Raw genomic sequence first — 25,909 nt, forward strand, 5'->3', positions numbered from 1 at the left:
AAACCGGATCTATCTTTCATCTGGCGTCCTCAGCCCGACGGTTGGCCGCTACCGTTACCGGCTCTGCGCGATAATGCGTACAGGCAGAGGTCACGGCGGCCTGATCGTGGCCCACGTCAACCTCGATGCGCGGCGGCACAGGGCAAGCAATTCAATGCGGAAAGGAATTGCTTTCGACGACCCGCCAAATATCCTTGTTGATTGCGCTGATCGCCTGGATGGAGGCGCTGATCCGCTTCATCTCGGAATCGTCGAGCTCCTCGATCTTCCCATATTTGATTGCATCCTTGCTGTCGAAGATGCGCATTAGTTGCGTGCTCGCATGCGTTCCCGTTTCGTCGAACGAATAGATGCAGTGGCTGTATTTGTTGCGCAGCTTTCCCTGCCGGGTAAGCTGGCTGGCGATCTCCAGGACCTGGCGTCGGCATTCAACCGGTGTTCCCGCCATCTTCGCCAACCGCTCGACCAGCTCGATCCGTGCACGCGTGGTGTTCAGCGTCAGGAAAATGACGATCGCAGTCTCCTTGTCTACTTTCGCCAGACCGGCAATCAGGTAAATCAGCAAGCTTTCTGTGTTGGTCCATGTGTAGTTCAATTGACCAACAAGCAGTAAAATCTCCTGGAAGCGTGGCATCGACCTGCTCACGTGAGAGTTAAGATCACCGGGCGATCCGCACCGGGAACCATTCCAGCGGCCGCAACCCGTCGGGCATGAAAAAGGGCTGCGGCTTCAGTCCTGTTGTGGGCGCCCAACTTGTTGATGATGTTGTGCATGTGAATTTTGACGGTGTGTTCGGAAAGGCGAAGCGCGGCGGCTATGGTTTTGTTCTGCAGTCCCTGCGACGCCATCTCCAGGATCTGGCTCTCCCGACATGTCAGCTGGCCTGACTCCTCGAGTGCGGCTTGCCGTTTGATGGTGGGCTTCGCTTCCTTCGCGTCGCTATGCGGGATGCCGTTGTTCAGGTACGGCTGAAACATGGCCAAGGGAAAATACTCGCCTCCGCGCAGCATGAGCCTGATCACGGAAAGCCACACATCCAGCTTCAGGTTCATGGGAAGCACGCCGCGCACCACTCGCGACGCAAAGACTTCATCGGGGGAAAGCGGCCTCCTGCCGTCGTCCTGCATCACAGCGGTCATGGCTGCCGGGTGGAAGCGGGCCAGCTGGGCGGAACAGGAATCGATCTCGCTCAGAAACACCGCATCGATCAGAATGAGGGAAACCGAAGGATCGAACGCAGCCCAGGTGGCGGACAGGTCGCGAACGCGCTCAGCCCCGATCCACGGGAATTCCCTTTCGACGGCATGCACCAGGCTATCGGAGATCGTGTCGTCAGGGGCGATGAACAGCAAGGTTCGTCGGGCCCAGGATTCTCTATCGGCTGTATCAGCTCGACCGCGTCCGCTCGCCTCCACCCCATCCACCCCACTCATGGCCCACCCGTTTACTTGCACTCGCTAAAGGCCGGGAACCCCTAACCCGGACGACACACGTTAACGACTTCCTAACTCAAAAATAGGCAAAAAAATATAGTCCTGACGAGCTAGGCAATTGCTAGGGCAACCCGTGCTGGCAGCGGCGCGGCGCGCAACTGTCAGCGATTCACGATTGCTGCCGACCTGGTCTTCCCCCCAGGATTTAACACTTCATGGCGAGCAGCTCGTCCCAAACGGGCTAGCTCCAACTATCAGCTTACAATTTACCGCTGACGGTCACAAACTTCCAATGTTCCGAATTGGGAGCTTGGGGAACATCCAGAGAGTCACGAGAGCAGCGAGCGACCGCACCGTTGGGCGGCGCAGGCGGAAACTCGTGCGCAACCTGGCTGCCTCGCTCCCCCGTTAAAGGGAGGTGACGCCGTACAAACAGACGATGACCGGATCTCCGGCCTTAGTCCCCTAGGCGCAGGCGATCCAAAACCAACCACATGAAAACTTAACGGCCGCGATGAGCCCAAGACCACGTCAGAATGAATGTGGTTCGGTTGTCGCGGCCCCTAACCAAGGGAACGACAATGACTACTCGCAACAACAATACTTCCAACACCGGTTGGCAGTTCATCGGCGACGTCGCCGATGCCGATGCCGATGCAAAATCCGACGCTGACGCCAAGAGCGACGCCGACGCCGACGCCAAGAGCGACGCCAGCGCCGACGCCAAATCCGATGCCGACTCAAAATCCGACGCTGACGCCAAGAGCGACGCTGACTCCACCGGTGTCGGCGTCGGCGTAGGCGTGGGTATCGGCGCCGGCATCGGCATTGGCGACGCTGACGCTACGGCCAATTCGACCAGCAACAACAACAACAACAATAGCAATTCGAGCAGCAACAACAACAGCAACAATAGCAACAACAACAACAACAACTCCAACTCCAACACCAACCACACCGACGTTAAAGCCAGTGTTAGCGCCCACGCGTCGTCGGACGGAAAGTCGGACGACGATTTCGCTGACCTCGACCACGTGGCTGTCGGCCTCGGCGGCGTCATGATGTTCAGCCGCGACGGCGACATCAGCTTCGATCCGGGCGACGACGTCAGCTTCTCGGACGTCCTGAACGGTGCGTTTGCCGGTGCCGGCAATGGCCACAGCGCCACCATCATCAACCAGACCGGCGACATGAAGGACAACGACTTCCTCGGCAGCGCGACGGTCAAGAATGATGGCTACTTCGGCAACAAGGGCGACGCCAAGGGTGGTTACGCCAAGTCCGAGGAAGGCATTGATGCCGGCGGCGACGGCGGCCATGCCGGCGATTCGGTCGCTTTTGGTGGCTTCGGCGCCAAGGGCGGCGATGCCGATAGCGGCGACGCCAAGGCTGGCGACGCCAAGGGCGGCGGTGTGGCCGTGAGCGTGCCGATTGTCGTCGGCTCCGCTGACGCCAAGTCCGACGGCGGCAACGCCAATGGCGGCGACGCCGTGCCGATCGCGGTTAGCGGCGACGCCAAGGGCGGCGACGCGAACGGCGTGGCAGTCGGTGCAGGCCTCGGCGGTGACGGCAAGGGCGGCTACGGCGACAGCGGCGAAGCCGATGGCGGCGACAGCGGCGACGCCAAGGGCGGCGACGGCGGCGACGGCGTCGGGCTCGGTCTGGGCCTCGGCCTGGGCGTCGGCGTCGGCGGCGACTCCAAGGCCGACGGCGGCAATTCCGACGCCAAGGGCGGCGACGCTGGCGCGCTTGGCTTTGCCGACGCCAAGGCTGGCGACGGCGGCAACGGCGGCAACGGCGGCAACGGCGGCAACTCGACCGCGGTGCCGGTTGCCCTGGCGCTGATGGACGATGCCGAAGCTGGCAGCGACAGCGATGCCTGGTTCTCCAAGGATGACAACGTCGCCGTAGCTATCCCGATCGCCGCGAATGGCGACACCGATGCCGGCCACACCGGCGGCGGCGGCGGCGGGGGCGGCGGCGGCGGCGGCGGCGGCGCGAATGCCGGCAACTTCGCCGATGTCGATGGCGGTGCTGCAACCTCGACTGGCGGCGCGGCAGACTCGACCGGCGGCGCTGGCTCAGGCTCCGGCTCCGGCACTGGTTCTGGCTCTGGCGTCGGCGGCGCCGGCGGCAGTGGGACCAGCGGCGCGGGTGGGGCTGGCACGAGCGGCGACGCAACCGGCGGTGCCGGCAGCGGCGGAGCCGGCAGCGGCTTGGCAAGCAACGTCAACACCGGTGGCGCAGCTGCCAGCGGTGCGGCCACGAACGGCGACGCGACTGGCGGCGATGCTACTGGCGGCGCTTCGACGGCGACCGGTGGAACGGGCGCGGTTGCTCTCAGCGGCGCTTGGGCTGACGGTGCGGACGGTGGCTATGCCTGGAGCGGCGACGCCACGGGCGGCGCTGGCGGCAACGGCGGCGCAGCGACTGCGACCGGCGGCGCGGCTGGCGCTGGCGGCGACGGCGGCAGCTGGGGGTCGAACATCGGCCACGACCAGCACATTGAAGCCATCAGCCAGGCCAACGCCAATGGCACCATCGACATGAACGGCTTCAACCAGCAGATCGTCATGGGCGCCAACCTGCAAGGCCACTCGGTCGACATGACCGTAGTGGGCGGCAACCTCACCAGCTCGCTGGTTGGCGAAGACGACGCCACATAACTGGCATGGCAGGTCTCGCAACGGCGGGACCTGCAAAAAAGGGACTGCGCGGGGGAAAACCCCGCGCAGTCTTTCGAACCAGAGAAGAGAAGCGCGACCCGGCAAGGGCGCGGATGATCTCGAAAACCGGAGGAAACTTCCGTGTATATGGACAAGATCACCGAGGCGATCAGCCACTTTGTGGGACTCTTTGAAATCACGCTGGAGCAAACCCGTCTCAGGAAAGCCTATGACGAATTCAAGGCGGCCCAGGCGGTCGAGGAAGAAACGCCGGAGCTTGCCAGTCAGACGGTCAACGTCGACGCAGGATACACTCTGAAGGATTTCGTTCCCTCCATCGAGTATTCGCCAGTTCCACCAAAACTTGTCCTGTCGACACCCTGGTCGGATTTCCAATTCGTTCCTCCAGACATCCCCGCGATCCCGCAGCCGGACGTCGCCTATCCAGGTTTCCTGCTTCCCCAGGAAGCGTACCCGATGGGGAGTGCGCCCTCACGCCTGATCCTGCCCCATATCGAGCCCCCTGGCTCGGTGGCGGTCCTTATCAATCAGGAGGTTCGGCTCTCCGACAACGACTATACAGGCGCTGGCGGACATGGCCTGAAATTCTCTCCCGCAGCAGCGGACCATGCTGCCGAAATGGCAACCTTGCTGGGCGCGGCGGCGGATCTGTCGCCGATCGACGATCTGGAAATGCCGGGTTCGTCCGAGGAGATAGTGGCTGTCATCAAGACAGCCGGCGAACGGCTCAACGGCTATCCGGAGGAAACGGATGGCGAAGCCGATGTTTTCGTCGTCAAGGCCGACGTCATCGAAGGCACTTACGTTAATGGGCAATCCGTGGACGAAGCGCCCAAGCTCGACGATCACCTCCCGGAGAAGCACCGTCGAGCCGACGAGGAGGACGAGGACGAGGAAGAAGAGGCCGAGCAACCCTCCTACACGCCTGGGTCCGGAAGCATCGACATCGATGTTTCGGTCGAACTGGAAGCCGGCGGCAATCTCCTCGTCAACAGCGTGGCGATGGCCAACAACTGGCTGCAGTCGCCGGTTTGCGCAGTGATGGGCGACCATGTCGAGCTCAACGCGATCATTCAGATCAATGTCTCGTGCGACAGCGACCTCGTCAGTTCCTCCATCAACGGTTGGGGCCTGAACGCCACCGATCCGACCCAAGGCTTCAATATCGCGATGTTCAAGCGCATCGATCCGTCGGCGGAAGCTGCGGCGTCGCAGGCCAAGCAGGGTGACTTTCCCAAGCACTGGGTTGTCACCGAGGTCGAAGGCGACCTGCTCATCATGAACTGGATCCAGCAATACACCTTCATGATGGACAATGACGTTTCCGTCCTGTCGTCATCGGGAGTCAAGACGCTGGTGACGGCCGGCGCCAACACGGCGGCTAACGACATTTCGCTGGACGAACTGGGCTTCAACTACGACCTGATCGTCGTCGGCGGAAACATTTATGACGCCAACATCATCCATCAGTTGAACGTGCTCCTGGACAACGACCTGATCGGCGCGGTCGATGGTTTCCAGACAACCGGCCAAGGCGCGGCCTCCACCAGCGACAATCTGCTTTGGAACCAGGCCAACATCGTCAATTACGGCGCCGGCGATCGCTTCGAGGCGATGTCTGAAGCTTATCGCAAGGCGTGTGAAAGCCTGCAGAACGGCAAAGCTGACCTTTCCGACATACTGGGCGACGGCGCATTCGCGGGCATCGGGGCGATTCGCGTGCTCTACATCTCCGGCGACATCCTCAATCTGCAATACATCAAACAGACCACCATTCTTGGCGACAGCGATCAGGTGGCGCTGGCCATGAATGCGCTGGCGCATCCGGAGGCGGACTGGACAATTTCGACGGGAACGAATTCGCTGGTCAATTATGCCTACATCGCCGACGTGGATTCCACCGGCAAGACCTATGTCGGCGGCGGCATCTATTCGGACGAGATCCTCATCCAGGCGGAGCTGATTTCCACCGGCCCCGATCTTGGCGGCCAGAATCCCGACGTGCTGGTGAATGAGGCGGTCGCTTTCCTCGATGACGACATGCTGGCGCCGGAAGCCTCTCAAAACGTGGCGTATCCCTCGCTCGTGCCTGAGACCTATTCCGATCCGATGCAAAGCGTTCTCGCGTGATTTTCGAACCGGGGTGGCAGCAATGACCGAAGATCGCGATCAAACCGGGCGCGCTTTCGCCCAGGAACCAGAATGGGATCGGCCGGATGACGGCGGCGACGCAGTCGGGCGAAGCGCCGCCGAGCCGATCGCACAGACTTGGTTTCGTCACAGCAGGGCGGTCGATCGTTCGGTAGAAAAACTGGACGATGTCGTTGCCGAATTGTGGCGCATAGTGGACGCCCGGCCGGCCGAAACGCCGACATCGCTTCGCGACGCGACGCCAGCCAAGGTCACCGAACAAGCCAAGGTCACCGAACAAGCGCGCCCTTCAACCGCGCCTTTACCTGGTGATAGAAGCGCTCCGCAACGCGAGGTGCAGCCACCCTCCCCGCAAGCAAAAGCGCCTTCGGCTCCGCCGCCGGCCACGCCCGCTGCTCCAGTCGCAGACAGCATAAGAGGCCTCGACCCCATCCGGCCACCGAGCCCTCGGATCTCCGAGCCGGCTCAGCGTGCCGTAGCACCAAAGGAAGAGCCGGCGCGCAAGCCCGAGCCGGAAATGCTGGAACGCAAGACGCCGAACGCACCGAAGGACGCACTTGGCAATCAGGACCAGCCGAGCGCGCGAGTAGGCGAGCCGCCCACGCAGGAGATCCGGCCACCGAGCCCTCGGATTTCCGAACCGGCCCAGCGCGCCGTATCACCAAAGGAAGAGCCGGCGCGCAGGCCCGAGCCGGAAATATTGGAACGCAAGACGCCGAACGCACCGAAGGACGCGCCCGGCAAGCAGGACCAGCCGAGCGCGCGAGGAGGCGAGCCGCCCACGCAGGAGATGCGGCCACCGAGCCCTCGGATTTCCGAGCCGGCCCAGCGCGACGTATCACCAAAGGAAGAGCCGGCGCGCAAGCCCGAGCCGGAAATGCTGGAACGGAAGATGCCGAACGCGCCGAAGGACGCGCCCGGCAAGCAGGACCAGCCGAGCGCGCGAGTAGGGCCGCCCACGCAGGAGATCCGGCCACCAGGCCCTCGGATCTCCGAGCCGGCCCAGCGCGCCTTACCGCCAAAGGAAGAACCGGCGCGCAAGCCGGAGCCGGAAATATTGGAACGCAAGACGCCCAACGCACCGAAGGACGCGCCCGGCAAGCAGCACGAGCCGAGCGCGCGAGTAGAGCCGCCCACGCAGGAGATGAAGAACAAGCCGGTTCTGCCCGGCGTGACAATCGAGGGCGACCGCGGTCCCTTGCTTGCCCGGGAAGTGCCTGGCGGCGGCGGCCCGACCGGAACCGGCAAGGGGGGCGGCGGTGGCGGCGGCAATGGCGGCGGCGGCGGCGCATTCCACAAGCGTCTCGGCCCGGTCGATCTCTCGGCAAGCCTCACGGCCGGCCTTCGCGCGGTCAAGAAGAACCTCATCGCAGTGATGATCTTCACGATCGCGACCAACGTGCTGGTGCTGGCGATACCTGTCTACCTCTTCCAGATTTCGGATCGCGTGCTGACGAGCCGCTCGGTCGACACCCTGGTGATGCTGACGATCGTGATCGTCGGCGCAGTCATCCTGCAGTCGGTTTTTGACGCCATCCGGCGCTTTATCCTCATGCGCACAGCGGTCGAGGTCGCCGCCCAACTGGGCGGACCAATCCTCAGCGCAGCCGCCAGGGCTTCACTGCACAGCAATGGGCGCGAATATCAGACGCTGGGGGATCTTCAGCAGCTGCGCACGTTTCTGGTGTCCGCCACGTTGCTGTCTCTTCTCGATGCGCCGATGGCCCCGTTGTTCATGCTGGCCATATTCCTGATCCACCCCGACCTCGGCTTCATCGTCGTGGCGACGGCGCTGCTGCTGCTGGCCATCACGCTCGCCAACCAGCGCGCAACCGCCAAGCCGTTCGGCGAGGCCAACACAAGCCAAACCAAAGCCAACCTCCACGTCGATTCGATGTCGCGCAACTCGCAGATCATCAACGCGCTCGCGATGATCCCGGAAGCCGTGTGGATCTGGGGCAAGGATACCGGCAACTCGCTCAGATGGCAGGTCATAGCTCAGGACCGAAACATAGCCTTTGCTTCTCTTTCCAAGGGCGTCCGGCTGCTGACCCAGGTCATAATGCTCGGCTGGGGCGCCTATCTGGCCATCGAAGGCTCGGTCACGGGCGGCATGGTCATCGCCGCGTCAATCATTGCCGGTCGCGCACTTGGCCCGATCGAGGGTGCGATTGAAGGGTGGAACCAGGTTGTGCAGTCACGCGCCGCCTTTGGCCGCATCAGTGCGCTGCTGAAGGAATCCCCGCTGAACTTCGAACGCCTGAAGCTGCCGCGTCCGGAAGGGCGCCTCGATGTCGAGCGGCTGCTGTTCGTGCCGCAAGGAACCAAACGTGTCGTGCTCAATGGCATCGGCTTTGGGCTGGAGGCCGGAGACTCGCTGGCGATCATCGGCAATTCGGGCGCCGGTAAAACGACCTTGGGCAAAATGCTCGTCGGCTCGATCCTTCCAACTTCGGGAAGCGTGCGGCTCGACCTGATGGACCTGCGGAACTGGGATCAGCGGCAATTTGGTGAAAGCATCGGCTACCTTCCCCAGGACGTGCAGCTTTTCCCGGGGTCGATCAAGGCGAACATCGCCAGAATGCGCGAAGACGTCGACGATGGCGCAATTTACGAAGCCGCCAAGCTGGCCGACGTGCACGAACTGATCGCCTCGCTCCCGCATGGCTACGAGACCTTTGTCGCCGCCGATGGCGCGCCGCTTTCTGGCGGGCAGAAGCAGCGGATCGCTTTGGCGCGCGCCTTTTTCGGCAGCCCGAAATTGGTGGTCCTCGACGAGCCGAATTCGAACCTCGACACCGCTGGCGAGTTGGCTTTGTCGCGCGCCCTGCAGCAAGCCAAAGAGCAAAAGATCACGATGGTGACGATCACGCAGCGGCCTGCTTTGCTGCAGACCGTGGATAAGATCCTGGTGCTCGTCAACGGCACCGTGGCTCTTTTCGGGTTGCGTCAGGACGTGCTCCAGGCTTTGGCGGCGCGCGGCATGAGCCTCGATGGCGGCCATTTTGCCAATATTCAGGTCAAATGAGAGAGAGAGCGGCCGTGAAGGAAATAGCCAAGATCGAAGACGCTCAATGGTATGGCGCCGTTCCGCGTTCCATTTGGAAGCAGACGACCGCTGGATTGCTGCTGATGGCCGTCACCTTCGGCGGATTTGGCACCTGGGCATTCACGGCACCGCTCGCAGCCGCGATCGTCGCGCAAGGAAGCTTCGTGGCCACTGGGCAGAACAAGATCATCCAGCACCTCGAAGGGGGTATCATCAAGCAGCTTCTGGTTAGCGAAGGCGACCATGTCGTAACCAATCAGCCTTTGGTGCTGCTCGACGAAACGGCCGCGCGGGCAAAGGAACGGCAGTTGTTCTTCCGCCAGGCGCGCCTTGAAGCGATCGTGGCGCGCTTGACCGCCGAGGTGCACGGGGCGGAGACGATTGCGTTCCCGGCCACAATAACCGAAAATCGCGACGACCCGGAAATTGCTTCGATCGTGCATAGCCAGCGTCTCAACTTCGAGGGCTCGCGCACCAAAATGAGCAGCGAGATCCGATTGCTCGACCAGAACATCGGCGCCCTGAAGTTCCGGGCGGGCGGTTATGAGCAGTTGCTGAAAGCGGTCACGATACAGCTCGGTCTGCTACGCGAGGAGTATACCGGCAAGAAGACCCTGCTCGACCAGGGATTGATCCGCGCGACCGAAATCAAGGCGATTCAGCGCGCCATAGCAGATGCCGAAGGTCAGATGGGGCGGCTCTCAGCCGAGATATCCGAGACCGGCGCCCAGGTCATCAAGCACGAACAGGAGATGCGGCAGACAGAAAACGCCTACCGCCAGGCGGCGCTCGACGAACTCGAGGGCGTTGAAACCGAACTGGACAGCATCCGCGAACAGTCCCGCGAGGCGCAAAACGTGCTGCGCCGAGCGACGATCAATGCGCCGGTTTCGGGCACTGTCGTGCGGCTGTTCTACCACACGTCCGGCGGCGTCATCGAGAGCGGCAAGAGCATCATGGAGATCTTGCCGGCGAATGTGCCGCTTATCATAGAAGCGCAGGTGCCTCGCACCGAGATCGACAATGTCAAGGTCGGACAAAAGGCGACGGTACGGCTGGTCGCGCTCAACGCGCGCACGACGCCGGTTCTGAACGGCGAAGTCTACTACGTCTCGGCCGACTCGCTCCCCGACGCCTCCGGCCCGACCGCAAAGGAGGTTTATCTGGCGCGCGTCAACCTGCCGGTCAGCGAACTGGCTCGCGTGCCTGGATTTGTTCCGACGCCAGGCATGCCCGCTGAAATTCTCATCCAGACGGCGGAGCGGACCTTTTTCAGCTACCTGTCCAAGCCGATCAAGGACAGCATGGCTAGGGCATTTAATGAGCGCTGACCGTAGAGGCGGGGGGTAAGTATGCAGATCGACGTCTTGACACGCCCGGAAGAACTGAACGGGCTTCGCGACAACTGGGACGACCTCTACGCCAGGGATCCCGACGCGCATTTCTTCGTCTCGTGGGACTTTCTTTCCCACTATCTTCGACGCTTCGACGGTGAATGGTTCATTTTGGCGGCGCGCAAGGGGCCGCCGGGCTCTCCCTATGTCGCGCTTCTGCCGCTCCGGCTGCGCACCAGCATGAGGAAAAATACCGGCGAAATCTACCATGAAGTGTATATGGGGGGAAACCTCGCAGCCGATTATACCGGCATCCTGTGCGCGCCGGAATACGCCTACCGGGCAATCGCGGTTTTCGCGAAGCATCTGAAGACGATGCATTGGGCCAGCCTGCATCTGGAAAACCTGCGGATGTCGGAACGCAGGATAGGCTGGCTGATGGAGCAGCTTTCCGACAATCGGCTGACGATGCGTCGAATGAGGCGCGTCAACCAGGTTGACAATGTTGACAACTGCATATGCCCGGCGATCGACCTCCCGTCCTCATGGGAAGATTATCTTCTGCACAATCTCAGCGCTAACACCCGCCAAAAGATGCGGAGATTTCTCCGGAAACTGGAGAACTCTGACGAGTTTCGCATAACGCATGCCGACGCCTCTACCATCGAGCGCGATATCGACATCCTGCTCGAGTTCTGGCGCATCAAGTGGACGCCGCGGAAGGGGAAGCTGGTTCCCGGCCTGGTCAAGAGCAACCGATCGCTGTTCAGGCAAGCTTTCGAACGGGGCACGCTGTTTGTGCCTGTACTTTGGCACGGCGACCGGCCCTTGAGCGCTCTCGCGATCTTCCTCGATCCGGTCAAGAAGAGCATGCTGTTCCACATGGTCGGGCGCGACGAGACGGCCGACATGCTGCCGTCGGGACTGGTCCTGCACGGTTATTGCATCCGCCGCGCGATCGAGAACGGTTTCCGGACATATGATTTCCTGCGCGGCAACGAACCTTACAAATATTCCTTCGGAACCCACGACACCGTCCTCAACTGCACATTGGTACGAACCAAAACCGGCCGGAACCTTGGCGACCGGCTGGACAGGCGATCCTTGGTCGGCGCGTTGCAGCAGGCGGCCGGCCTCCACAAGAAGGGTTGGATCATCCAGGCCGAAAACATCTATCGCCAGATCCTGAACACCGAGCCGACGCATGATCAGGCTCTGTACGGACTCGGTCACGTTCTGGGCACCAAGGGCGATCACCGTCAGGCTGCGGAATGCTTCGGCGCGCTTGCAGCGATGTCGCCGCAATCTGTAAACGCCTGGCTTTGCCTGGGCATTGCGCAGCAGTCGCTAAACGACCACTCCGCAGCCATCGAGTCGTTTGGGCGAGCCACGGACCTCAATCCAGGCTTCATCCTGGCGCGTTATGCCCTGGGCCGCAGCCTTCTCGCCCTGCAGCGGACGGATGAGGCGGCCCAGGCTTTCACTCTGGTCCTTGAGAATGGATCGCCCGCCCCCGCGGAAACCGCCCTGCGCGCCAAGGCCCGGCGACAATTGCAGCAGTTGAGGACAGCCAAGCCGCTCTACATTCTAAAGAAACCTGAGCGCGAGAAGCCCGTCATCCAGCCGTCGCTGCCGCTGGGGCTGACCACTCTGCTCACGGTTGCGCGGCCGGCAACCGTAAGCCGCTCCACCTCTTCTGTCACTTGACGGGGGCTTCGTTGTCTGCCTGCCGCTGCAAGTCGCTCAAACGACTCGTGCCGCCTCGTCAGAAGCCGATTGAGGCCAGCGCTGTAGCGCAGCACGGCCAACGTCGGTAAGCGCATAAACGCCGCGCTCGGCCCTGGCGAACCAGCCATAGACATTGTGAAGCAGGATATTGGCGGCGCGTGGCGAAATGGTTTTCAGATCGCGCGGGCGTTTTGGGCCGTCGACCATGGCAGCGGCGCAGGCCAGCGCGTCCTGCCGGTAAGCGGTCATGACCGGCATACGCGAGCCGCCGCCGACTACAGGGTCGCCGCGCCGGCGCCGATGCTCGTCCACCAGGCGCGATCTTCGCCTCGGGTCTCGCCGGGGCGGCAAGGCGGCCGGACTGAGCAGCAATTCGACGTTGCCGGCGGAGCCAACCACGAGAAGGCCGAAGCCGAGCCGCCGGCACAGCGCACGGAACCGGCGATCGTGCTCGCGGCCCTTGCCTCGACTTGACATCCTCGCCGCGAGCCAGACCTCATCGCATGACGCAGCACGGTCAACACCTTGAAGAATGAGTTCGAGGTTGAACTGCAGCTTCAATTCGCAGATGACGAGCACGGGCGGCTCGCCGTCACGCAGTCCCACGACATCGCAGCCGCCAACCTCGCCTTTGACAGTGAAGTCCAGACTCTCAAGAAACCGCTTCACCGGGATGTAAAGAGACGTTTCCTGCATGCGCGACGCATAGCCGATTCGTGGCTGGTTGGCACAGCATCACCGACAGGCGTTGCCACCGAGGGCAGATTTGCCACTCGTCAACACACGGAGCCATGCATCAAGCAATTTGCTGGGACTTGCCCACTCAGCCGTTAAGCCCTCAGCCCCCTCGCCTCGCCTCCGCGCTTGCGCGGGACCATCATATCCCTGGCCAGCAGGCGGCTCACCCGGCAGAATGCCATGAACGCCCGGCAAGCCTCCTCGGTCTCGACCAGGTCGACGGTGGCGCCGAAGCAGGCGTTGAACGCGGCCTGATAGACTGGGCCCTGGCGGCGAACCGGCCAGCCTTGCAGGAAATCCAGCGCCTGTTCGACGCTGTATATTTCCTCGACCGGCAGGCCAGGCGCGGTCGTGATGCGCACCGGCACCTCGAATTGCAATCTGTCCATTCCTGTCTCTCCAGAACGCGCAGCAACGCCGCTCGCCGCAAAAAGTTGCTTTGACCAGCTTTCCGCTCAGGCCCCGCTTCTTGCCCAGAAACTTCTTGCTCACAAAATATGTCGTCAGTGCGGACGAACGGCCCGGCATGGGGCCGGACACGCACAAGATGAAGCCGCAAAGCATGAATATCGCCGGCCTGAGCCCAATCGCCGGCAGTTCGTCCTTGAACCTGGCGCCGTCCGGTGCCAAATCTGGGGGACTTTTCTCGCGGGCTCAACAGAAGCCCTTTCACCCGGCAAGACGGACACAATGGTCACCTATCTCGACGCCGCCACGGCACCGCTCAGAAACACCGGCCAGATCCGCCTCTATGGCGAAGAAGGCTTTGCCGGCATGCGCAAGGCCTGCGATCTCACCGCGCGCTGCCTCGACGAACTGGTGTCGATCGTCGCGCCGGGCGTCACCACCGAAACCATCGACCGCTTCGTCTTCGAGTTCGGCATGGATCACGGCGCATTGCCGGCGACGCTCAACTATCGCGGCTACACCAAGTCGTCCTGCACCTCGATCAACCACGTCGTCTGCCATGGCATCCCCGACAGCAAGCCGTTGAAGGACGGCGACATCGTCAACATCGATGTCACTTACATCCTCGATGGCTGGCATGGCGATTCCTCGCGCATGTATCCGGTGGGCACGATCAAGCGCGCCGCCGAGCGCCTGCTCGAGGTCACGCACGAATGCCTGATGCGCGGCATCGCCGCGATCAGGCCCGGCGCCCGCACCGGCGCCATCGGCGCCGCCATCCAGACCTATGCCGAAGCCGAGCGCTGCTCGGTGGTGCGCGATTTCTGCGGCCACGGCGTCGGCCAGCTCTTTCACGATGCGCCGAACATCCTGCACTATGGCAGCGCCAGCGAGGGCGTCGAGATGCGGCCGGGCATGATCTTCACCGTCGAACCGATGATCAATCTCGGCCGGCCGCACGTAAAAGTGCTGTCGGATGGCTGGACGGCGGTGACACGCGACCGCTCGCTGTCGGCGCAGTACGAGCACACGATCGGCGTCACCGAGACCGGATGCGAGATTTTCACGCTGTCGCCAAAAAACCTCGACCGCCCCGGCCTGCCAGCATAGTGTTTGCGCGAGGGCCGGATCTTTCCGGTCAAGAAAATGCGGGCGGCCTATGGGAAAGACCAGCGACGATGACGAACGGATCTTCTTTCCCGAAACACCGATAAAACCGCTCGCGAAAGCCAATTCGGTCGATAAGTCGCCCGAAAAGCCGCACTATCTCGGCCATCGCGACCGCTTGCGCCAACGGTTTGCGGCCGGTTCCGACGCCCTCCCCGACTACGAATTGCTGGAGCTCTTGCTGTTTCGCCTGATCCCCCGCGCCGACACCAAGCCCGTCGCCAAGGCATTGCTGGCACGCTTCGGCACGCTGGCCGAGGTGCTTGGCGCCCCCGTCGCACGGCTTGAGGAGGTCAGCGGTATCGGTCCGGCAGTGGCACTCGATCTGAAGATCGTTGCCGCGGCCGCCCAACGCGCGGCGCGTAGCGAGATCAAGGGCCGCGAGGTCCTGTCGTCCTGGACGCAGGTTCTCGGATACTGCCGGTCGGTCATGGCCTTCGAGGAGCGCGAGCAGTTCCGTATCCTGTTTCTCGACAAGAAGAACGCGCTGATCGCCGACGAGGTGCAGCAGGTCGGCACCGTCGACCACACGCCGGTCTATCCGCGCGAAGTGGTCAAGCGGGCGCTCGAACTCTCCGCCACGGCGATCATTCTGGCGCATAATCATCCGTCAGGCGACCCGACGCCGTCGCGCGCCGACATCGAGATGACCAAGCTGGTCATCGAGACGGCCAAACCGCTCGGCATCGCCGTCCACGATCACATCATCATCGGCAAGAAGGGTCATGCCAGCATGAAGGGCCTGCTGCTGATCTGACGCCCTGTTTGGACAAGCATCGGCCCCAAAGCGTCCGGTCTCGTGTCATGACACGCCAGGCAGCGACGGGCGTGCCGCGAGAACGCGGCCTCCGACCGCAACGACGAGCGCGACGATGATCAGTATTGCCGCGACTGCAAACGTGATCCGCATACCGGTCGCGACGGCGTCGGGCCGCGCCGTTGCGATGTCGATGGCCTCTGAGGCGAATGCGAACACAGCGCCCATGACGGATGCGCCGGTGATGAGCCCGAGATTGCGCGACAAATTGAGCAAGCCGGAAATGACGCCCCGCTGGTCCGGGCGGATATCCGACATGACAGCGGTGTTGTTTGCCGTTTGAAACAGCGCATAGCCAGATGTGATGACGGCGATCGGGGCGATGTAGCCAGGGATGCCCGATATTGCCGGCATCACGGATAGAATGAAGCAACCGGCGGCTATCGCGATAAGCCCAATGACGGTCATGCGCCCAGCGCCAAAACGGTCGGCTATGCGACCAGCCGGCACACCTGTCAGCGCGGCGACAAGCGGACCGACCGACATGACGATGCCAACAACAGCGGCGTCGAGCCCGAGCGCACGAGACAGATAGAACGGCCCGACCACCAGTGTCGCCATCATCACCGTCGCCACGAGCGCGCTCATGGCGAGGCTCGCGCTCAACGTCGTATTGCCGAAAGCGGCCAATCGGATCAAAGGCGACGCCACTCTCGCCTCGACAAGCACAAACAAACCGGCCGCGAAGACTGCAGCCACGAATAGAGCCAGGTTGAGCTGACCAAAACTGCCACGCCCGATCGTCATCGCGAGCGCATAGGCGCCAAGCGTCAGGGCAAGCAGCAGCGTGCCGACAACGTCGAAGCCGGCCCGATCGGTCTTCGGCTCCCGGCGATCAGCCGGCAGATAGCGGTAGGCGAGACAAAATGCCAGCAAGCCCAGTGGCACGTTGACGAGGAAGATCGCCCGCCAACCGGCTCCGGCAATCAGGAGACCGCCGAGCGAGGGACCGAGAGCGGTGCCGATCGCCGACATCGTTCCGAGCAGCCCCATGGCGCTGCCGGTCCTTGCCTTCGGCACCGTCTCACCGACAAAAGCCATGGCCAGGGTCATCATGATGGCCGCCGCCAAGCCCTGGGCCGTCCGGGCTGCAATCAGCAGCCAGAGCGTCGGCGCGACGCCACACAGGACCGAGGCCACCGTAAACAGGAACAGCCCGGCCAGCAGCAGCCGCCGGCGACCGGTGATGTCACCCAGTCGCCCGACGCTGACGATCAGGGTGGTGATGGCGAGGAGGTAAGCCAGCACGATCCACTGGACCTCCTGGAACGAGGCGTCGAACGCCTGCGTCAACGTCGGCAAGGCGACATTGGCGATGCTGATGCCGAGCGAGGACAGCAACATCGATAGCGAAAGGCTGGCGAGCGCCCACCGAACCGCAGGTGCCTGTTCTGGATTTTCGGCGACTGCCCGTCCTGCATCGATTGGCTTCAACATGAACTCCGTTTTCTGGCGCGACTCCCGAAACGGAGCTGGCAGACAGGTAGTCCTTTGCTTGAGATGGCGGAAGGCGCATCATTTGCACGTAATCATTGCGTTTGACGACATGTCAGATCGTTCCGGCCATGCTACGATCATCATATGTCGCATCCCGACCTCAATCTGCTTGTCACGCTTGACGTGTTGTTGACGGAAGGCAGCGTGGCGCGCGCCGCTAGAAGGCTGCGGCTGAGCCCGTCGGCGATGAGCCGGGCGCTGGCGCGATTGCGTGAGACGACGGGCGATCCGCTGCTGGTCAGGGCCGGACGCGGCCTCGTTCCGACACCTCGGGCCCTCGAGCTCCGCGAGCGCGTCGGTCAGCTTGTGCAGAACGCCGAAGCCGTTTTGCGTCCTGTCGAGATGCTCGACCTGAAACGGCTTGAGCGGACCTTCACGCTTAGAAACAGGGATGGCTTTGTCGAGAATTTCGGGCCGGATCTCATTGCGCGCGTCGGCGAACAAGCACCGGGCGTGCGGCTGCGTTTTGTGCTGAAGCCGGACAAGGACAGCACGCCTTTGCGCGACGGTAGCGTAGACCTGGAAACCGGCGTTGTCGGAAAGGCCACGGGACCGGAGATGCGCGCGCAAGCGCTGTTCCGTGATCGTTTCGTCGGCGTCGTGCGGATGGGACATCCATTGTGCGAGGTCACGATGACCCCTGCCCGCTACGCAGCCGGCCGGCACATCCTCATCTCCCGTCGCGGACTCGACAGGGGACCGATCGACGATGCCCTTGCGCCGTTAGGGTTGAAACGGGAGATCGTGACGGTCGTCAGCGGCTTTTCGGAAGCTCTGGCTCTGGCGCGTGCCTCAGACCTGATCGCCAGCGTTCCCGAACGCTATACGGGAAACCTGCGCGATGGAATGTTCTGGTTCCCTCTGCCGGTTCCCCTGCCGGAAATCGCGGTCTCACTTTTGTGGCACCCGCGGCTGGATGCCGATCCGGCGCACCGGTGGCTGCGCGGCTGCGTTCGAGACGTTTGCACCGGAAAAGCCCACTGGATCTCTTAAAGCGCAACGGTCAAGGGAGCGTTGCTGATTCGATCATAGCAACTCTAGGTTGCAGGTGCCGGCGATTCCGACCGACCGCCTCGCTGAACCCGGTTAGGTCGAAATCGGCCTCGCCTCGCCCCGACAGCAGCTGAATCGCCAGGACAGCAGGAGCCGGTCGGCGAAAAACAATCGCCTTTATCGCGTCGGCACCATTCCGAACCAGCCTCCTCCACCGCGAGCCGGCGGCCTTTCACGATCCGGCAGAACGCCGTGTTGTTCGGTGCCCCAGCAGGTTTTTTCTTCGCCGCAGCCTTCTTCTTCTTGGGTTCTTCCACATCATCGCCATTGCGTTTTCGTCTGACGGGAAGACCGCACTAGAATTTCGACCGGAAATCGAGCTATGATGCATTTGGCATTTCCTGGGACGGCTTCGCGCCCTTGGAATGCCGGGAGGAACGGGATATGGCCATAGCGCTTGTACTCGTTTTGGTAGTTGTGGGCTCAGTGTTGTTCCACTTCCTGAGCCCATGGTGGTGGACGCCGATTGCCTCTAATTGGGACTATATCGACAACACCATCATCATCACCTTCTGGATCACCGGCGTCGTCTTCGCCGCCGTCGTCCTATTCATGGCTTATTGCGTCTTCCGCTTCCGTCACCGGGAGGGCAACCAGGCTGCATACGAACCCGAGAACAAGCGGCTCGAATGGTGGCTGACGATCGTCACCGCAATCGGCGTCACCGCCATGCTGGTTCCCGGCCTGTTCGTCTGGAACCAGTTCGTCAGCGTCCCAAGCGACGCAACCGAGGTCGAAGTCGTCGGCCAGCAATGGCAGTGGAGTTTCCGCTTGCCCGGCAAGGACGGCAAGCTCGGCACGTCCGACACCCGCAACGTCAGCCCTGAAAATCCTCTCGGCGTAGACCCCAGTGATGCCAACGGCCAGGACGATGTCGTCGTCGAAGCCGCCGACCTGCATCTGCCGGTCGGCAAGCCGGTCAAGATGCTGCTCCGCTCGATCGATGTGCTGCACGATTTCTACGTGCCGGAATTCCGCGCCAAGATGGACATGATCCCGGGCTCGGTCACCTATTTCTGGTTCACCCCGACCAAGACCGGAACTTTTCAGGTCCTGTGTGCCGAGCTTTGTGGCCAGGGGCACCCGTTGATGAATGGCGTGGTGATGGTCGACACGCCGGAAGACTATCTGGCGTGGCTCGGCGAACAGCAGACTTTTGCGCAATTGTCGGCCCCCCAGCAGGTGGGCTCGGCAGAGTAGACGCCGGCAAAGACGGCGATTTGGGTTGAAATTGCGGCACGGCTCGAAACTGTCGAGCCTGGCCGAAAAGGACACGGAGGTGTTCCTATATGGTCGATGTCACACCTGCAGATGGGGTACCGCCGGCCGAAGTCGCGGAGATGGAACTCTACCATCCGCACAGCTGGTGGACGAAGTACGTCTTTTCGCAGGACGCCAAGGTCATCGCCATCCAGTATTCGGCGACGGCGACGGCAATCGGCATGGTGGCGCTGGTGCTGTCCTGGATGATGCGGCTGCAGCTCGGCTTCCCCGGCACCTTCGACTTCATCACCCCGGAAGCCTACTACCAGTTCATCACCATGCACGGCATGATCATGGTGATCTACCTGCTCACGGCACTGTTCCTGGGCGGATTCGGCAACTACCTGATCCCGCTGATGGTCGGCGCGCGCGACATGGTCTTTCCCTATGTCAACATGCTGAGCTACTGGATCTACCTGCTCGCCGTGCTGGTTTTGGTGTCGAGCTTCTTTGCGCCCGGCGGACCGACCGGCGCCGGCTGGACGCTTTATCCGCCGCAGGCGATCATGACCGGCACACCAGGCGGCCAGGACTGGGGCATCATCCTGATGCTCGTCTCGCTGATCCTGTTCATTATCGGCTTCACCATGGGCGGCTTGAACTACGTCGTGACGGTGCTGCAGGCCCGCACACGCGGCATGACGCTGATGCGCCTGCCGCTGACCGTCTGGGGTATCTTCACCGCGACAGTCATGGCGCTGCTCGCCTTCCCGGCGCTGTTTGTCGCCTGCGTGATGATGTTGTTCGACCGTGCGCTCGGCACCAGCTTCTTCATGCCGGCCATCGTCGAGATGGGCGAACAACTGCAGCACGGCGGCGGCAGCCCGATCCTGTTCCAGCATCTGTTCTGGTTCTTCGGCCACCCCGAGGTCTACATAGTGGCGCTGCCGGCCTTCGGCATCGTGTCCGACCTGATCAGCACCCATGCGCGCAAGAACATCTTCGGCTACCGGATGATGGTCTGGGCCATCGTCGGCATCGGCGCGCTGAGCTTCGTGGTCTGGGCGCACCACATGTATGTCAGCGGCATGCATCCCTATTTCGGCTTCTTCTTCGCCACCACGACATTGATCATTGCCGTCCCGACCGCGATCAAGGTCTACAATTGGGTGCTGACATTGTGGCGCGGCGACATCCACCTCACCGTGCCGATGCTTTTTGCGCTGGCCTTCATCGTCACCTTCGTCAATGGCGGGCTGACCGGACTGTTTCTCGGCAACGTCGTCGTCGACGTTCCGCTATCGGACACGATGTTCGTCGTTGCCCATTTCCATATGGTCATGGGCGTTGCCCCGATCCTCGTGATCTTGGGGGCGATCTATCACTGGTATCCGAAGGTCACTGGCCGGATGCTGAACGAGGCCATGGGCCAGTTCCATTTCTGGGTCACCTTCCTCGGGGCCTATCTGATTTTCTTTCCCATGCACTACATCGGCCTGATGGGCGTGCCGCGTCGCTACAACGAACTGACCGCCACGACGGTGATGACCGAGTCGGCCCACGATCTGAACGCGTTCATCAGCATCATGGCGTTCCTCGTCGGCTTTGCCCAAATCGTGTTCCTGTTCAATCTGATCTGGAGCATCCGCCACGGCCGCGAGGCCGGCGGCAATCCGTGGCGCGCCACGACGCTTGAATGGCAGACGTCCGAAACACCGCCCGCCCATGGCAATTTCGGCAAGGAACTGCCGATCGTCTATCGCTGGGCCTATGACTACAGCGTCCCGGGCGCCAAGGAGGACTTTATCCCGCAAAACATGCCGGGCTCCTTCGGATCCTCCAGGGAGCCGGCATGAGCGTCATTCTGGTCTTCCTCCTCGTCATCGTCGGCTTTGTCGGATGGTGGCTTTCCCATCAGAGACTGATGGCCAAGCCATGGCTCGAGCAAGGTTTGATCGGGGATATTATCGGCCCGGAAGGATCGGCGCTGCCGACCGCCAAGATCGGGCTCGGCGTCTTCCTCGCCGTCGTCGGCTGCCTGTTTGCGCTTTTCACCAGCGCCTACTTCATGCGCATGGCGCTGTCGGACTGGCAGGCGCTGCCGCTGCCGCGCGTGCTCTGGTTCAACACCGGCGTGCTGGTCCTGAGCAGCATCGCGCTGCAATGCGCCTCGGTCGCTGCGCGCCGGGGCGAGATCGACGCGGTCAGGCTCGGCCTCGTCACGGCTGGGCTCACCGCTCTTGCCTTCCTGGTCGGACAGCTTGTGGCCTGGCGGGAACTGACCGCCGACGGCTACTTGCTGACCGCCAATCCGGCCAACAGTTTTTTCTACCTGATAACCGGGATGCATGGGCTGCACATACTGGGCGGGCTGGTGGGCCTGGGCAGAACAACTGCCGGCGCCTGGAACGGAGCACGGCCGGAGCGGCTTCGCCTCAGCGTCGAACTGTGCGCCATGTACTGGCATTTCCTGCTTTTCGTCTGGCTCGCCATTTTTGCACTTCTGGCCGGCTGGGCCGCGACTTTTATCGAAATTTGCCGACAGCTGCTGACCTAGGAGGGCCGGACGGATGGCAGACACGACAGTGACGCATACCGGCCAAGCACAGGCGCGGCCGGCTGGCTTGCAAGGCGTCGCCGCCGACTGGTCCTCGGATCAGCGCGCGTTCAAGAACGTGTCCTGGGGCAAGGCCATGATGTGGATCTTCCTGCTCAGCGACACCTTCGTCTTCGGCTGCTTCCTGCTCTCCTACATGACCGCGCGCATGTCCACCCGAGTGCCGTGGCCCAATCCGAGCGAGGTCTTTGCCCTTCATATCCGCGGCTCGAATATTCCACTGATCCTTATCGCCATCATGACTTTCGTGCTGATTTCGAGCAGCGGAACGATGGCCATGGCGGTGAATTTCGGCTACCGCCACGACCGCCGCAAGACGGCGATCCTGATGCTTTTGACCGCAGCGCTCGGCGCAACCTTCGTCGGCATGCAGGCCTTCGAATGGACCAAGCTGATCTCCGAGGGGGTACGGCCCTGGGGCAATCCGTGGGGTGCGGCGCAGTTCGGGTCATCCTTCTTCATGATCACCGGCTTTCACGGCACCCATGTGACATTCGGAGTGATCTTCCTGATCATCGTGGCGCGAAAGGTCTGGCGCGGAGATTACGAAACCGGCCGGCCCGGGTTCTTCACCAGCCGCAGGGGCAGCTACGAGCACGTCGAGATCATGGGACTCTACTGGCATTTCGTCGACCTGGTCTGGGTGTTCATTTTCGCATTCTTCTATCTTTGGTGAGAGGCAGACATGGCTTTGGTGAGAGGCAGATATGGCTGAAGCAACCGCAAACGGTCTGGGGCAACATACGCTGCACGGAACGCAAGCGCATGATCCGGCAGCAGCAGGCATTGCCCCTGCGGAGGTCCATCAGGAGCACCCGATCAGGCTCTATCTGGTGGTCTGGGCATGGCTGTTCATCCTCAGCGCCTGCTCCTATCTGGTCGACTATGTCGGCCTCCACGGCTATCTCAGATGGTCGCTGATCCTGATCTTCATGATGCTCAAGGCCGGGCTGATCGTCGCGGTCTTCATGCACATGGCCTGGGAGCGGCTGGCACTGACCTATGCGATCATATTGCCGCCGATCCTGGTGCTGGTGTTTGTGGCAATGATGGTCTTCGAATCGGAGTACACGCTTCTCACCCGGATGCTGTTTTTTGGGGCCGAGCCCTGACGCGCAATCCGGGTTCGGGCAGCATTTCCCGTCGAGGGCCGGAGGGGCTGTTCACGGCCCGCTCTGCGTTGCCTTGAAACGGTCGACAGCTGGCCCATTTTTGTCACCACCGGAAAACGACAGAAGGAGAACGATTTTCGTCGGTTCTCCGTCGTGAACTCCAGGAAGGGAGGCTCAAGATGACGATCGCAAACAGATTGAAGGACTTTATCGACGAGAAAGGAATTTCCTACGATACCGTCGAGCACCACCGCACGTCGACAAGCAGGCAGTCCGCCTTAGCGGCACATGTGCCCGGCAGCATAATGGCCAAATCGGTGGTGGTTCACCACGACGGTGGCTATGCGCTGGCCGTGGTCCCGAGCACGCACAGGATCGAGCTCGGCACATTGCAGGACGTCATGCACCAGCGCATTGGGCTCGCCTCCGAGGACGAGGTGGTTTCGCTCTTCGAGGATTGCGACACCGGCGCAATCCCGCCGATCGGCGCGGCCTACGATGTGCCGGTGATTGTCGATGAAAGCCTCGGCAATGCCGGCGATATCTATTTCGAGGGTGGCGACCACAGGACGCTCGTGCATGTCAGCGGCAAGGATTTCCGCAACCTGACCAGCGACGCACAGCAAGCCCGCTTTAGCTACCCGGCTTACTAAAACGCTCTTGCCAACCTGCCGCAGCGGCCTCTCGCCGGTGCGGCAGGGCAGGGTTTTTTCAGTCCGCCGGTCTGGTGGAGGCCGGCGATTTCACGACTTTCCGATAGACGTGCCAGGTGGCGTGACCGAGGATCGGCAGCACCACCGCCAGCCCGGCGAACACCGGCAGCGAGCCTATGATCAGGGCGACGGCGACAATCAGGCCCCAGACAGCCATCACAATCGGGTTCGCCAGGACCACCCGCACCGAGGTGTGGATGGCTTCGTAGGCGCCGACGTCGCGGTCGAGCAACAACGGGAACGCGACGACCGTGGTGCACAACACGACCGCGGCGAAGACGAAGCCGATCGCGTGGCCAACGATAATCAGCGTCCAGCCGCGCCCGGTGGCGAATATTTCACTGATGAAGCTGGACAGTGATTCCGGCGGGGCTGGACCGAACACCTGCTGATAAAATATCTGCGCGGTCAACAGCCAGGCGACGAAGATCGCAAGCAGCATGATCCCGACCGCCGCGATGGCCGGCAGCGCTGGAGAATTCCTGACCTCGAAGGCGTGGCTCCATGAGGCGTCGAGCCCGGCCTCTCTCCGCCGGCTGATCTCATAAAGGCCGAGCGCCGCGAATGGACCGATCAGCGCAAAACCAGACACCAGCGGAAACAACAGCGGCAACGTGTTGTTGCCCGACGTCCAGACAGCGAGCACGACGCCGACAAGTGGATAAATCAGGCAGAGGAAAACGATGTGCGACGGTTTGACCATGAAATCGTCGACGCCACGCTTGAGCGCGTCGAAAAGGTCGGAAACGCCTATCTTTCGAATTCTGGTGTGCTCCAGCGTCTCGCTGGCGCCTGCAATCACATGAAAACTTGCCATGACCATTCCTCCAGACCAGGTCCGGTAAAGGTCGCGATTTCACGGTGCTGTCGTTCAGCGTGACTGGCCACGCAAAACCGCGACCTGCACCATGATCAACATACGCTCTTGCATGCCATTTGTCGCGGCCCCTTTGTCTGTGGGGACGGCTCCGGTGATCCCGCTGGCTCTAACGGCCTTTCTTCGCTAGTCTCAAAGCTGGGTTGAAGGGGTGAAGGTCATGGATGGAAAGACCGTTCTTATACTCGGCCTTGGCATAGTTATTCTGCTGGTGCTGGGATTCTGCGCAGTGCCAACGTGAGGTTTGAGCAGGTTCGGACGCACCTCGTTCAGCCATCGCCGATTCTCAACCCGGCAAACAATCCGAGAACATCAGGATTCAATGCAGCCACGAGGCAGGTCCTGCCGTCAATTTCCGGCTGACATGACGACACGCATTGCAACGGTATCGGCAAGCAGCACGGCAAAGATCGCGAAAAGATAGAGAATCGAATAGGCAAACAGCGCCTTTGCGCGTTTCATCTCCCGTCCTTCAGCCAATCTTTTGTCGACCAGAAGCTTCCAGGCATGCCAGATGAAACCCGCGCCCAATGCGGCCGAAACAATCCCGTACAATCCGCTCGCGAATCCGACAGCCCAAGGGAGCACGCCGATTGGTGCCAGGATCAGCGAATAGACGAAGATTTGCTTTCTGGTCGAAACCTGGCCGGCCACGTTCGGCATCATCGGAATGCCGGCCGCGGCATAGTCGCCGATCTTGAACAGCGCGAGCGCCCAGAAATGCGGCGGAGTCCAGAGGAAAATGATCAGAAACAGGACGAGACTTTCAACCCCGACGGCGCCGGTGGCGGCGGCCCACCCGATGACCGGAGGAAGCGCACCCGCGGCGCCGCCTATGACGATGTTCTGCGGCGTCGAGCGTTTCAGCCACATCGTGTAGATGACGACGTAGAAGAAGATGGTGAAGGCCAGCAGCGATGCGGCGAGCCACCCCACCAGCACGCCGAGCGTCATGATCGAAAGTACGGAAAGCACCATGCCGAAGCCGAGCGCTTCGCCTGGCGTGACCCGGCCTGACGGGACCGGCCGCTTTGACGTGCGCGACATCAACGCGTCAATATCGGCATCGTACCACATGTTGAGTGCCCCGGCCGCCCCCGCTCCAACCGCAATTGCACCGATTGCAATCACGGCGATGACCGGATTCATCGCCCCGGGCGCCACCATCAAGCCGACGAAAGCGGTAAAGACAGCAAGCGCCATGACGCGTGGTTTCAAAAGCGCGAAGAAATCACTGACCGTCGCTTCAGAGATCTGGATACCGGTATCCTTGAGGCCGCTTTCCCGAGCCGACATTTCAGGCGACTACCGATTGGCACACGCA

General features: G+C 62.0%; 22 protein-coding genes. 14 read left to right on the forward strand and 8 right to left on the reverse strand.

Annotated features, from left to right (window positions below; all coding sequences use genetic code 11):
* Window positions 1–151: 151 nt before the first annotated feature.
* Together AC0L17_RS10360 and AC0L17_RS10365 are read right to left on the reverse strand one after the other, a co-directional pair.
* Window positions 152–634: a hypothetical protein gene (locus AC0L17_RS10360; RefSeq protein ID WP_027156248.1), complete on the reverse strand. Its 483-nt coding sequence runs from the start codon at window positions 632–634 to the stop codon at window positions 152–154.
* An 8-nt stretch (window positions 635–642) separates the two neighbouring features.
* Window positions 643–1,353, reverse strand: a complete 711-nt coding sequence (locus tag AC0L17_RS10365) for a helix-turn-helix transcriptional regulator (RefSeq protein ID WP_473515753.1) — start codon at window positions 1,351–1,353, stop codon at window positions 643–645.
* A 662-nt stretch (window positions 1,354–2,015) separates the two neighbouring features.
* On the opposite strand from AC0L17_RS10365, the gene AC0L17_RS10370 reads away from it, so the two are divergent.
* Together AC0L17_RS10370 and AC0L17_RS10375 are read left to right on the forward strand one after the other, a co-directional pair.
* Window positions 2,016–4,100 carry a hypothetical protein gene (locus tag AC0L17_RS10370; RefSeq protein WP_473515754.1) on the forward strand — a complete coding sequence of 695 codons (2,085 nt, stop codon included), beginning with the start codon at window positions 2,016–2,018 and terminating at the stop codon, window positions 4,098–4,100.
* A 147-nt stretch (window positions 4,101–4,247) separates the two neighbouring features.
* Window positions 4,248–6,251, forward strand: coding sequence for a type I secretion protein (locus AC0L17_RS10375; RefSeq protein ID WP_473515826.1), 2,004 nt, complete (start codon window positions 4,248–4,250; stop codon window positions 6,249–6,251).
* A gap of 585 nt (window positions 6,252–6,836) precedes the next feature.
* Here AC0L17_RS10375 and AC0L17_RS10380 read toward each other — a convergent pair.
* Window positions 6,837–7,427: a hypothetical protein gene (locus AC0L17_RS10380; protein WP_473515833.1), complete on the reverse strand. Its 591-nt coding sequence runs from the start codon at window positions 7,425–7,427 to the stop codon at window positions 6,837–6,839.
* Here AC0L17_RS10380 and AC0L17_RS10385 point away from each other — a divergent pair.
* The 3 genes from AC0L17_RS10385 to AC0L17_RS10395 are packed head-to-tail and all read left to right on the forward strand — an operon-like array spanning window position 7,417 to window position 12,362.
* The gene (locus AC0L17_RS10385) at window positions 7,417–9,300 is read left to right on the forward strand and encodes a type I secretion system permease/ATPase (protein WP_473515827.1); all 1,884 of its coding nucleotides are present in this window, start codon (window positions 7,417–7,419) and stop codon (window positions 9,298–9,300) included. The genes AC0L17_RS10380 and AC0L17_RS10385 overlap by 11 nt on opposite strands.
* 14 nt (window positions 9,301–9,314) lie before the next feature.
* On the forward strand, window positions 9,315–10,652 hold the full coding sequence (locus AC0L17_RS10390; protein WP_473515755.1) for an HlyD family type I secretion periplasmic adaptor subunit: 1,338 nt from the start codon (window positions 9,315–9,317) through the stop codon (window positions 10,650–10,652).
* A 21-nt stretch (window positions 10,653–10,673) separates the two neighbouring features.
* Window positions 10,674–12,362 carry a GNAT family N-acetyltransferase gene (locus AC0L17_RS10395; RefSeq protein ID WP_473515756.1) on the forward strand — a complete coding sequence of 563 codons (1,689 nt, stop codon included), beginning with the start codon at window positions 10,674–10,676 and terminating at the stop codon, window positions 12,360–12,362.
* Window positions 12,363–12,398: 36 nt separating this feature from the next.
* Here AC0L17_RS10395 and AC0L17_RS10400 read toward each other — a convergent pair whose 3' ends face one another.
* Window positions 12,399–13,079, reverse strand: coding sequence for a DUF2161 domain-containing phosphodiesterase (locus AC0L17_RS10400; protein WP_473515757.1), 681 nt, complete (start codon window positions 13,077–13,079; stop codon window positions 12,399–12,401).
* A gap of 134 nt (window positions 13,080–13,213) precedes the next feature.
* Complete coding sequence (locus AC0L17_RS10405; protein ID WP_236377189.1) at window positions 13,214–13,510, reverse strand: DUF982 domain-containing protein; 297 nt, start codon at window positions 13,508–13,510, stop codon at window positions 13,214–13,216.
* A 301-nt stretch (window positions 13,511–13,811) separates the two neighbouring features.
* On the opposite strand from AC0L17_RS10405, the gene map reads away from it, so the two are divergent.
* Both map and radC read left to right on the forward strand, forming a co-directional pair.
* Window positions 13,812–14,639: a type I methionyl aminopeptidase gene (map, locus tag AC0L17_RS10410; RefSeq protein ID WP_023802538.1), complete on the forward strand. Its 828-nt coding sequence runs from the start codon at window positions 13,812–13,814 to the stop codon at window positions 14,637–14,639.
* Window positions 14,640–14,688: 49 nt separating this feature from the next.
* A complete protein-coding gene (radC, locus tag AC0L17_RS10415) occupies window positions 14,689–15,453 on the forward strand; it encodes a RadC family protein (protein ID WP_023802539.1) in 765 nt (254 codons plus the stop codon).
* Window positions 15,454–15,498: 45 nt separating this feature from the next.
* Here radC and AC0L17_RS10420 read toward each other — a convergent pair whose 3' ends face one another.
* Window positions 15,499–16,947: an MFS transporter gene (locus tag AC0L17_RS10420; protein ID WP_473515828.1), complete on the reverse strand. Its 1,449-nt coding sequence runs from the start codon at window positions 16,945–16,947 to the stop codon at window positions 15,499–15,501.
* Between the two features lie 147 nt (window positions 16,948–17,094).
* Here AC0L17_RS10420 and AC0L17_RS10425 point away from each other — a divergent pair, with 147 nt between their 5' ends.
* The 7 genes from AC0L17_RS10425 to AC0L17_RS10455 all read left to right on the forward strand — a co-directional run bounded on the left by AC0L17_RS10425 (window position 17,095) and on the right by AC0L17_RS10455 (window position 23,648).
* Window positions 17,095–18,003 carry a LysR family transcriptional regulator gene (locus AC0L17_RS10425; RefSeq protein WP_473515758.1) on the forward strand — a complete coding sequence of 303 codons (909 nt, stop codon included), beginning with the start codon at window positions 17,095–17,097 and terminating at the stop codon, window positions 18,001–18,003.
* A 444-nt stretch (window positions 18,004–18,447) separates the two neighbouring features.
* Window positions 18,448–19,263 carry a cytochrome c oxidase subunit II gene (gene coxB, locus AC0L17_RS10430; protein WP_023802543.1) on the forward strand — a complete coding sequence of 272 codons (816 nt, stop codon included), beginning with the start codon at window positions 18,448–18,450 and terminating at the stop codon, window positions 19,261–19,263.
* 89 nt (window positions 19,264–19,352) lie between these two features.
* On the forward strand, window positions 19,353–21,122 hold the full coding sequence (gene ctaD / locus AC0L17_RS10435) for a cytochrome c oxidase subunit I (protein WP_023802544.1): 1,770 nt from the start codon (window positions 19,353–19,355) through the stop codon (window positions 21,120–21,122).
* Window positions 21,119–21,823 (forward strand): cytochrome c oxidase subunit 3, encoded by a 705-nt coding sequence (locus AC0L17_RS10440; RefSeq protein WP_091596997.1) that lies wholly within the window; start codon window positions 21,119–21,121, stop codon window positions 21,821–21,823. The genes ctaD and AC0L17_RS10440 overlap by 4 nt, the downstream gene beginning before the upstream one ends.
* 13 nt (window positions 21,824–21,836) lie before the next feature.
* A complete protein-coding gene (locus AC0L17_RS10445; protein ID WP_473515759.1) occupies window positions 21,837–22,559 on the forward strand; it encodes a heme-copper oxidase subunit III family protein in 723 nt (240 codons plus the stop codon).
* Between the two features lie 31 nt (window positions 22,560–22,590).
* Window positions 22,591–22,995: a cytochrome C oxidase subunit IV family protein gene (locus AC0L17_RS10450; RefSeq protein ID WP_473515760.1), complete on the forward strand. Its 405-nt coding sequence runs from the start codon at window positions 22,591–22,593 to the stop codon at window positions 22,993–22,995.
* A gap of 179 nt (window positions 22,996–23,174) precedes the next feature.
* On the forward strand, window positions 23,175–23,648 hold the full coding sequence (locus tag AC0L17_RS10455; RefSeq protein WP_023802548.1) for an aminoacyl-tRNA deacylase: 474 nt from the start codon (window positions 23,175–23,177) through the stop codon (window positions 23,646–23,648).
* 58 nt (window positions 23,649–23,706) lie between these two features.
* On the opposite strand, the gene AC0L17_RS10460 is transcribed toward AC0L17_RS10455, so the two are convergent.
* Together AC0L17_RS10460 and AC0L17_RS10465 are read right to left on the reverse strand one after the other, a co-directional pair.
* Window positions 23,707–24,525: a DUF2189 domain-containing protein gene (locus tag AC0L17_RS10460; protein ID WP_473515761.1), complete on the reverse strand. Its 819-nt coding sequence runs from the start codon at window positions 24,523–24,525 to the stop codon at window positions 23,707–23,709.
* 408 nt (window positions 24,526–24,933) lie between these two features.
* Window positions 24,934–25,881: a heme o synthase gene (locus AC0L17_RS10465; protein ID WP_473515762.1), complete on the reverse strand. Its 948-nt coding sequence runs from the start codon at window positions 25,879–25,881 to the stop codon at window positions 24,934–24,936.
* Between the last annotated feature and the right edge of the window lie 28 nt (window positions 25,882–25,909).

The sequence above is a fragment of the Mesorhizobium sp. WSM4829 genome (assembly GCF_055811475.1).

Excerpts from the sequence above, each read along its gene's own strand:
- AC0L17_RS10400 (WP_473515757.1), bottom strand. The coding sequence starts at position 13,079 with ATGCAGGAAACGTCTCTTTACATCCCGGTGAAGCGGTTTCTTGAGAGT.
- AC0L17_RS10375 (WP_473515826.1), top strand. The coding sequence starts at position 4,248 with ATGGACAAGATCACCGAGGCGATCAGCCACTTTGTGGGACTCTTTGAA.
- AC0L17_RS10370 (WP_473515754.1), top strand. The coding sequence starts at position 2,016 with ATGACTACTCGCAACAACAATACTTCCAACACCGGTTGGCAGTTCATC.
- AC0L17_RS10395 (WP_473515756.1), top strand. The coding sequence starts at position 10,674 with ATGCAGATCGACGTCTTGACACGCCCGGAAGAACTGAACGGGCTTCGC.
- AC0L17_RS10360 (WP_027156248.1), bottom strand. The coding sequence starts at position 634 with ATGCCACGCTTCCAGGAGATTTTACTGCTTGTTGGTCAATTGAACTAC.
- AC0L17_RS10440 (WP_091596997.1), top strand. The coding sequence starts at position 21,119 with ATGAGCGTCATTCTGGTCTTCCTCCTCGTCATCGTCGGCTTTGTCGGA.
- radC (WP_023802539.1), top strand. The coding sequence starts at position 14,689 with ATGGGAAAGACCAGCGACGATGACGAACGGATCTTCTTTCCCGAAACA.
- AC0L17_RS10405 (WP_236377189.1), bottom strand. The coding sequence starts at position 13,510 with ATGGACAGATTGCAATTCGAGGTGCCGGTGCGCATCACGACCGCGCCT.
- ctaD (WP_023802544.1), top strand. The coding sequence starts at position 19,353 with ATGGTCGATGTCACACCTGCAGATGGGGTACCGCCGGCCGAAGTCGCG.
- AC0L17_RS10450 (WP_473515760.1), top strand. The coding sequence starts at position 22,591 with ATGGCTGAAGCAACCGCAAACGGTCTGGGGCAACATACGCTGCACGGA.
- map (WP_023802538.1), top strand. The coding sequence starts at position 13,812 with ATGGTCACCTATCTCGACGCCGCCACGGCACCGCTCAGAAACACCGGC.
- AC0L17_RS10460 (WP_473515761.1), bottom strand. The coding sequence starts at position 24,525 with ATGGCAAGTTTTCATGTGATTGCAGGCGCCAGCGAGACGCTGGAGCAC.
- AC0L17_RS10455 (WP_023802548.1), top strand. The coding sequence starts at position 23,175 with ATGACGATCGCAAACAGATTGAAGGACTTTATCGACGAGAAAGGAATT.
- coxB (WP_023802543.1), top strand. The coding sequence starts at position 18,448 with ATGGCCATAGCGCTTGTACTCGTTTTGGTAGTTGTGGGCTCAGTGTTG.
- AC0L17_RS10445 (WP_473515759.1), top strand. The coding sequence starts at position 21,837 with ATGGCAGACACGACAGTGACGCATACCGGCCAAGCACAGGCGCGGCCG.
- AC0L17_RS10425 (WP_473515758.1), top strand. The coding sequence starts at position 17,095 with ATGTCGCATCCCGACCTCAATCTGCTTGTCACGCTTGACGTGTTGTTG.
- AC0L17_RS10385 (WP_473515827.1), top strand. The coding sequence starts at position 7,417 with ATGAAGAACAAGCCGGTTCTGCCCGGCGTGACAATCGAGGGCGACCGC.
- AC0L17_RS10465 (WP_473515762.1), bottom strand. The coding sequence starts at position 25,881 with ATGTCGGCTCGGGAAAGCGGCCTCAAGGATACCGGTATCCAGATCTCT.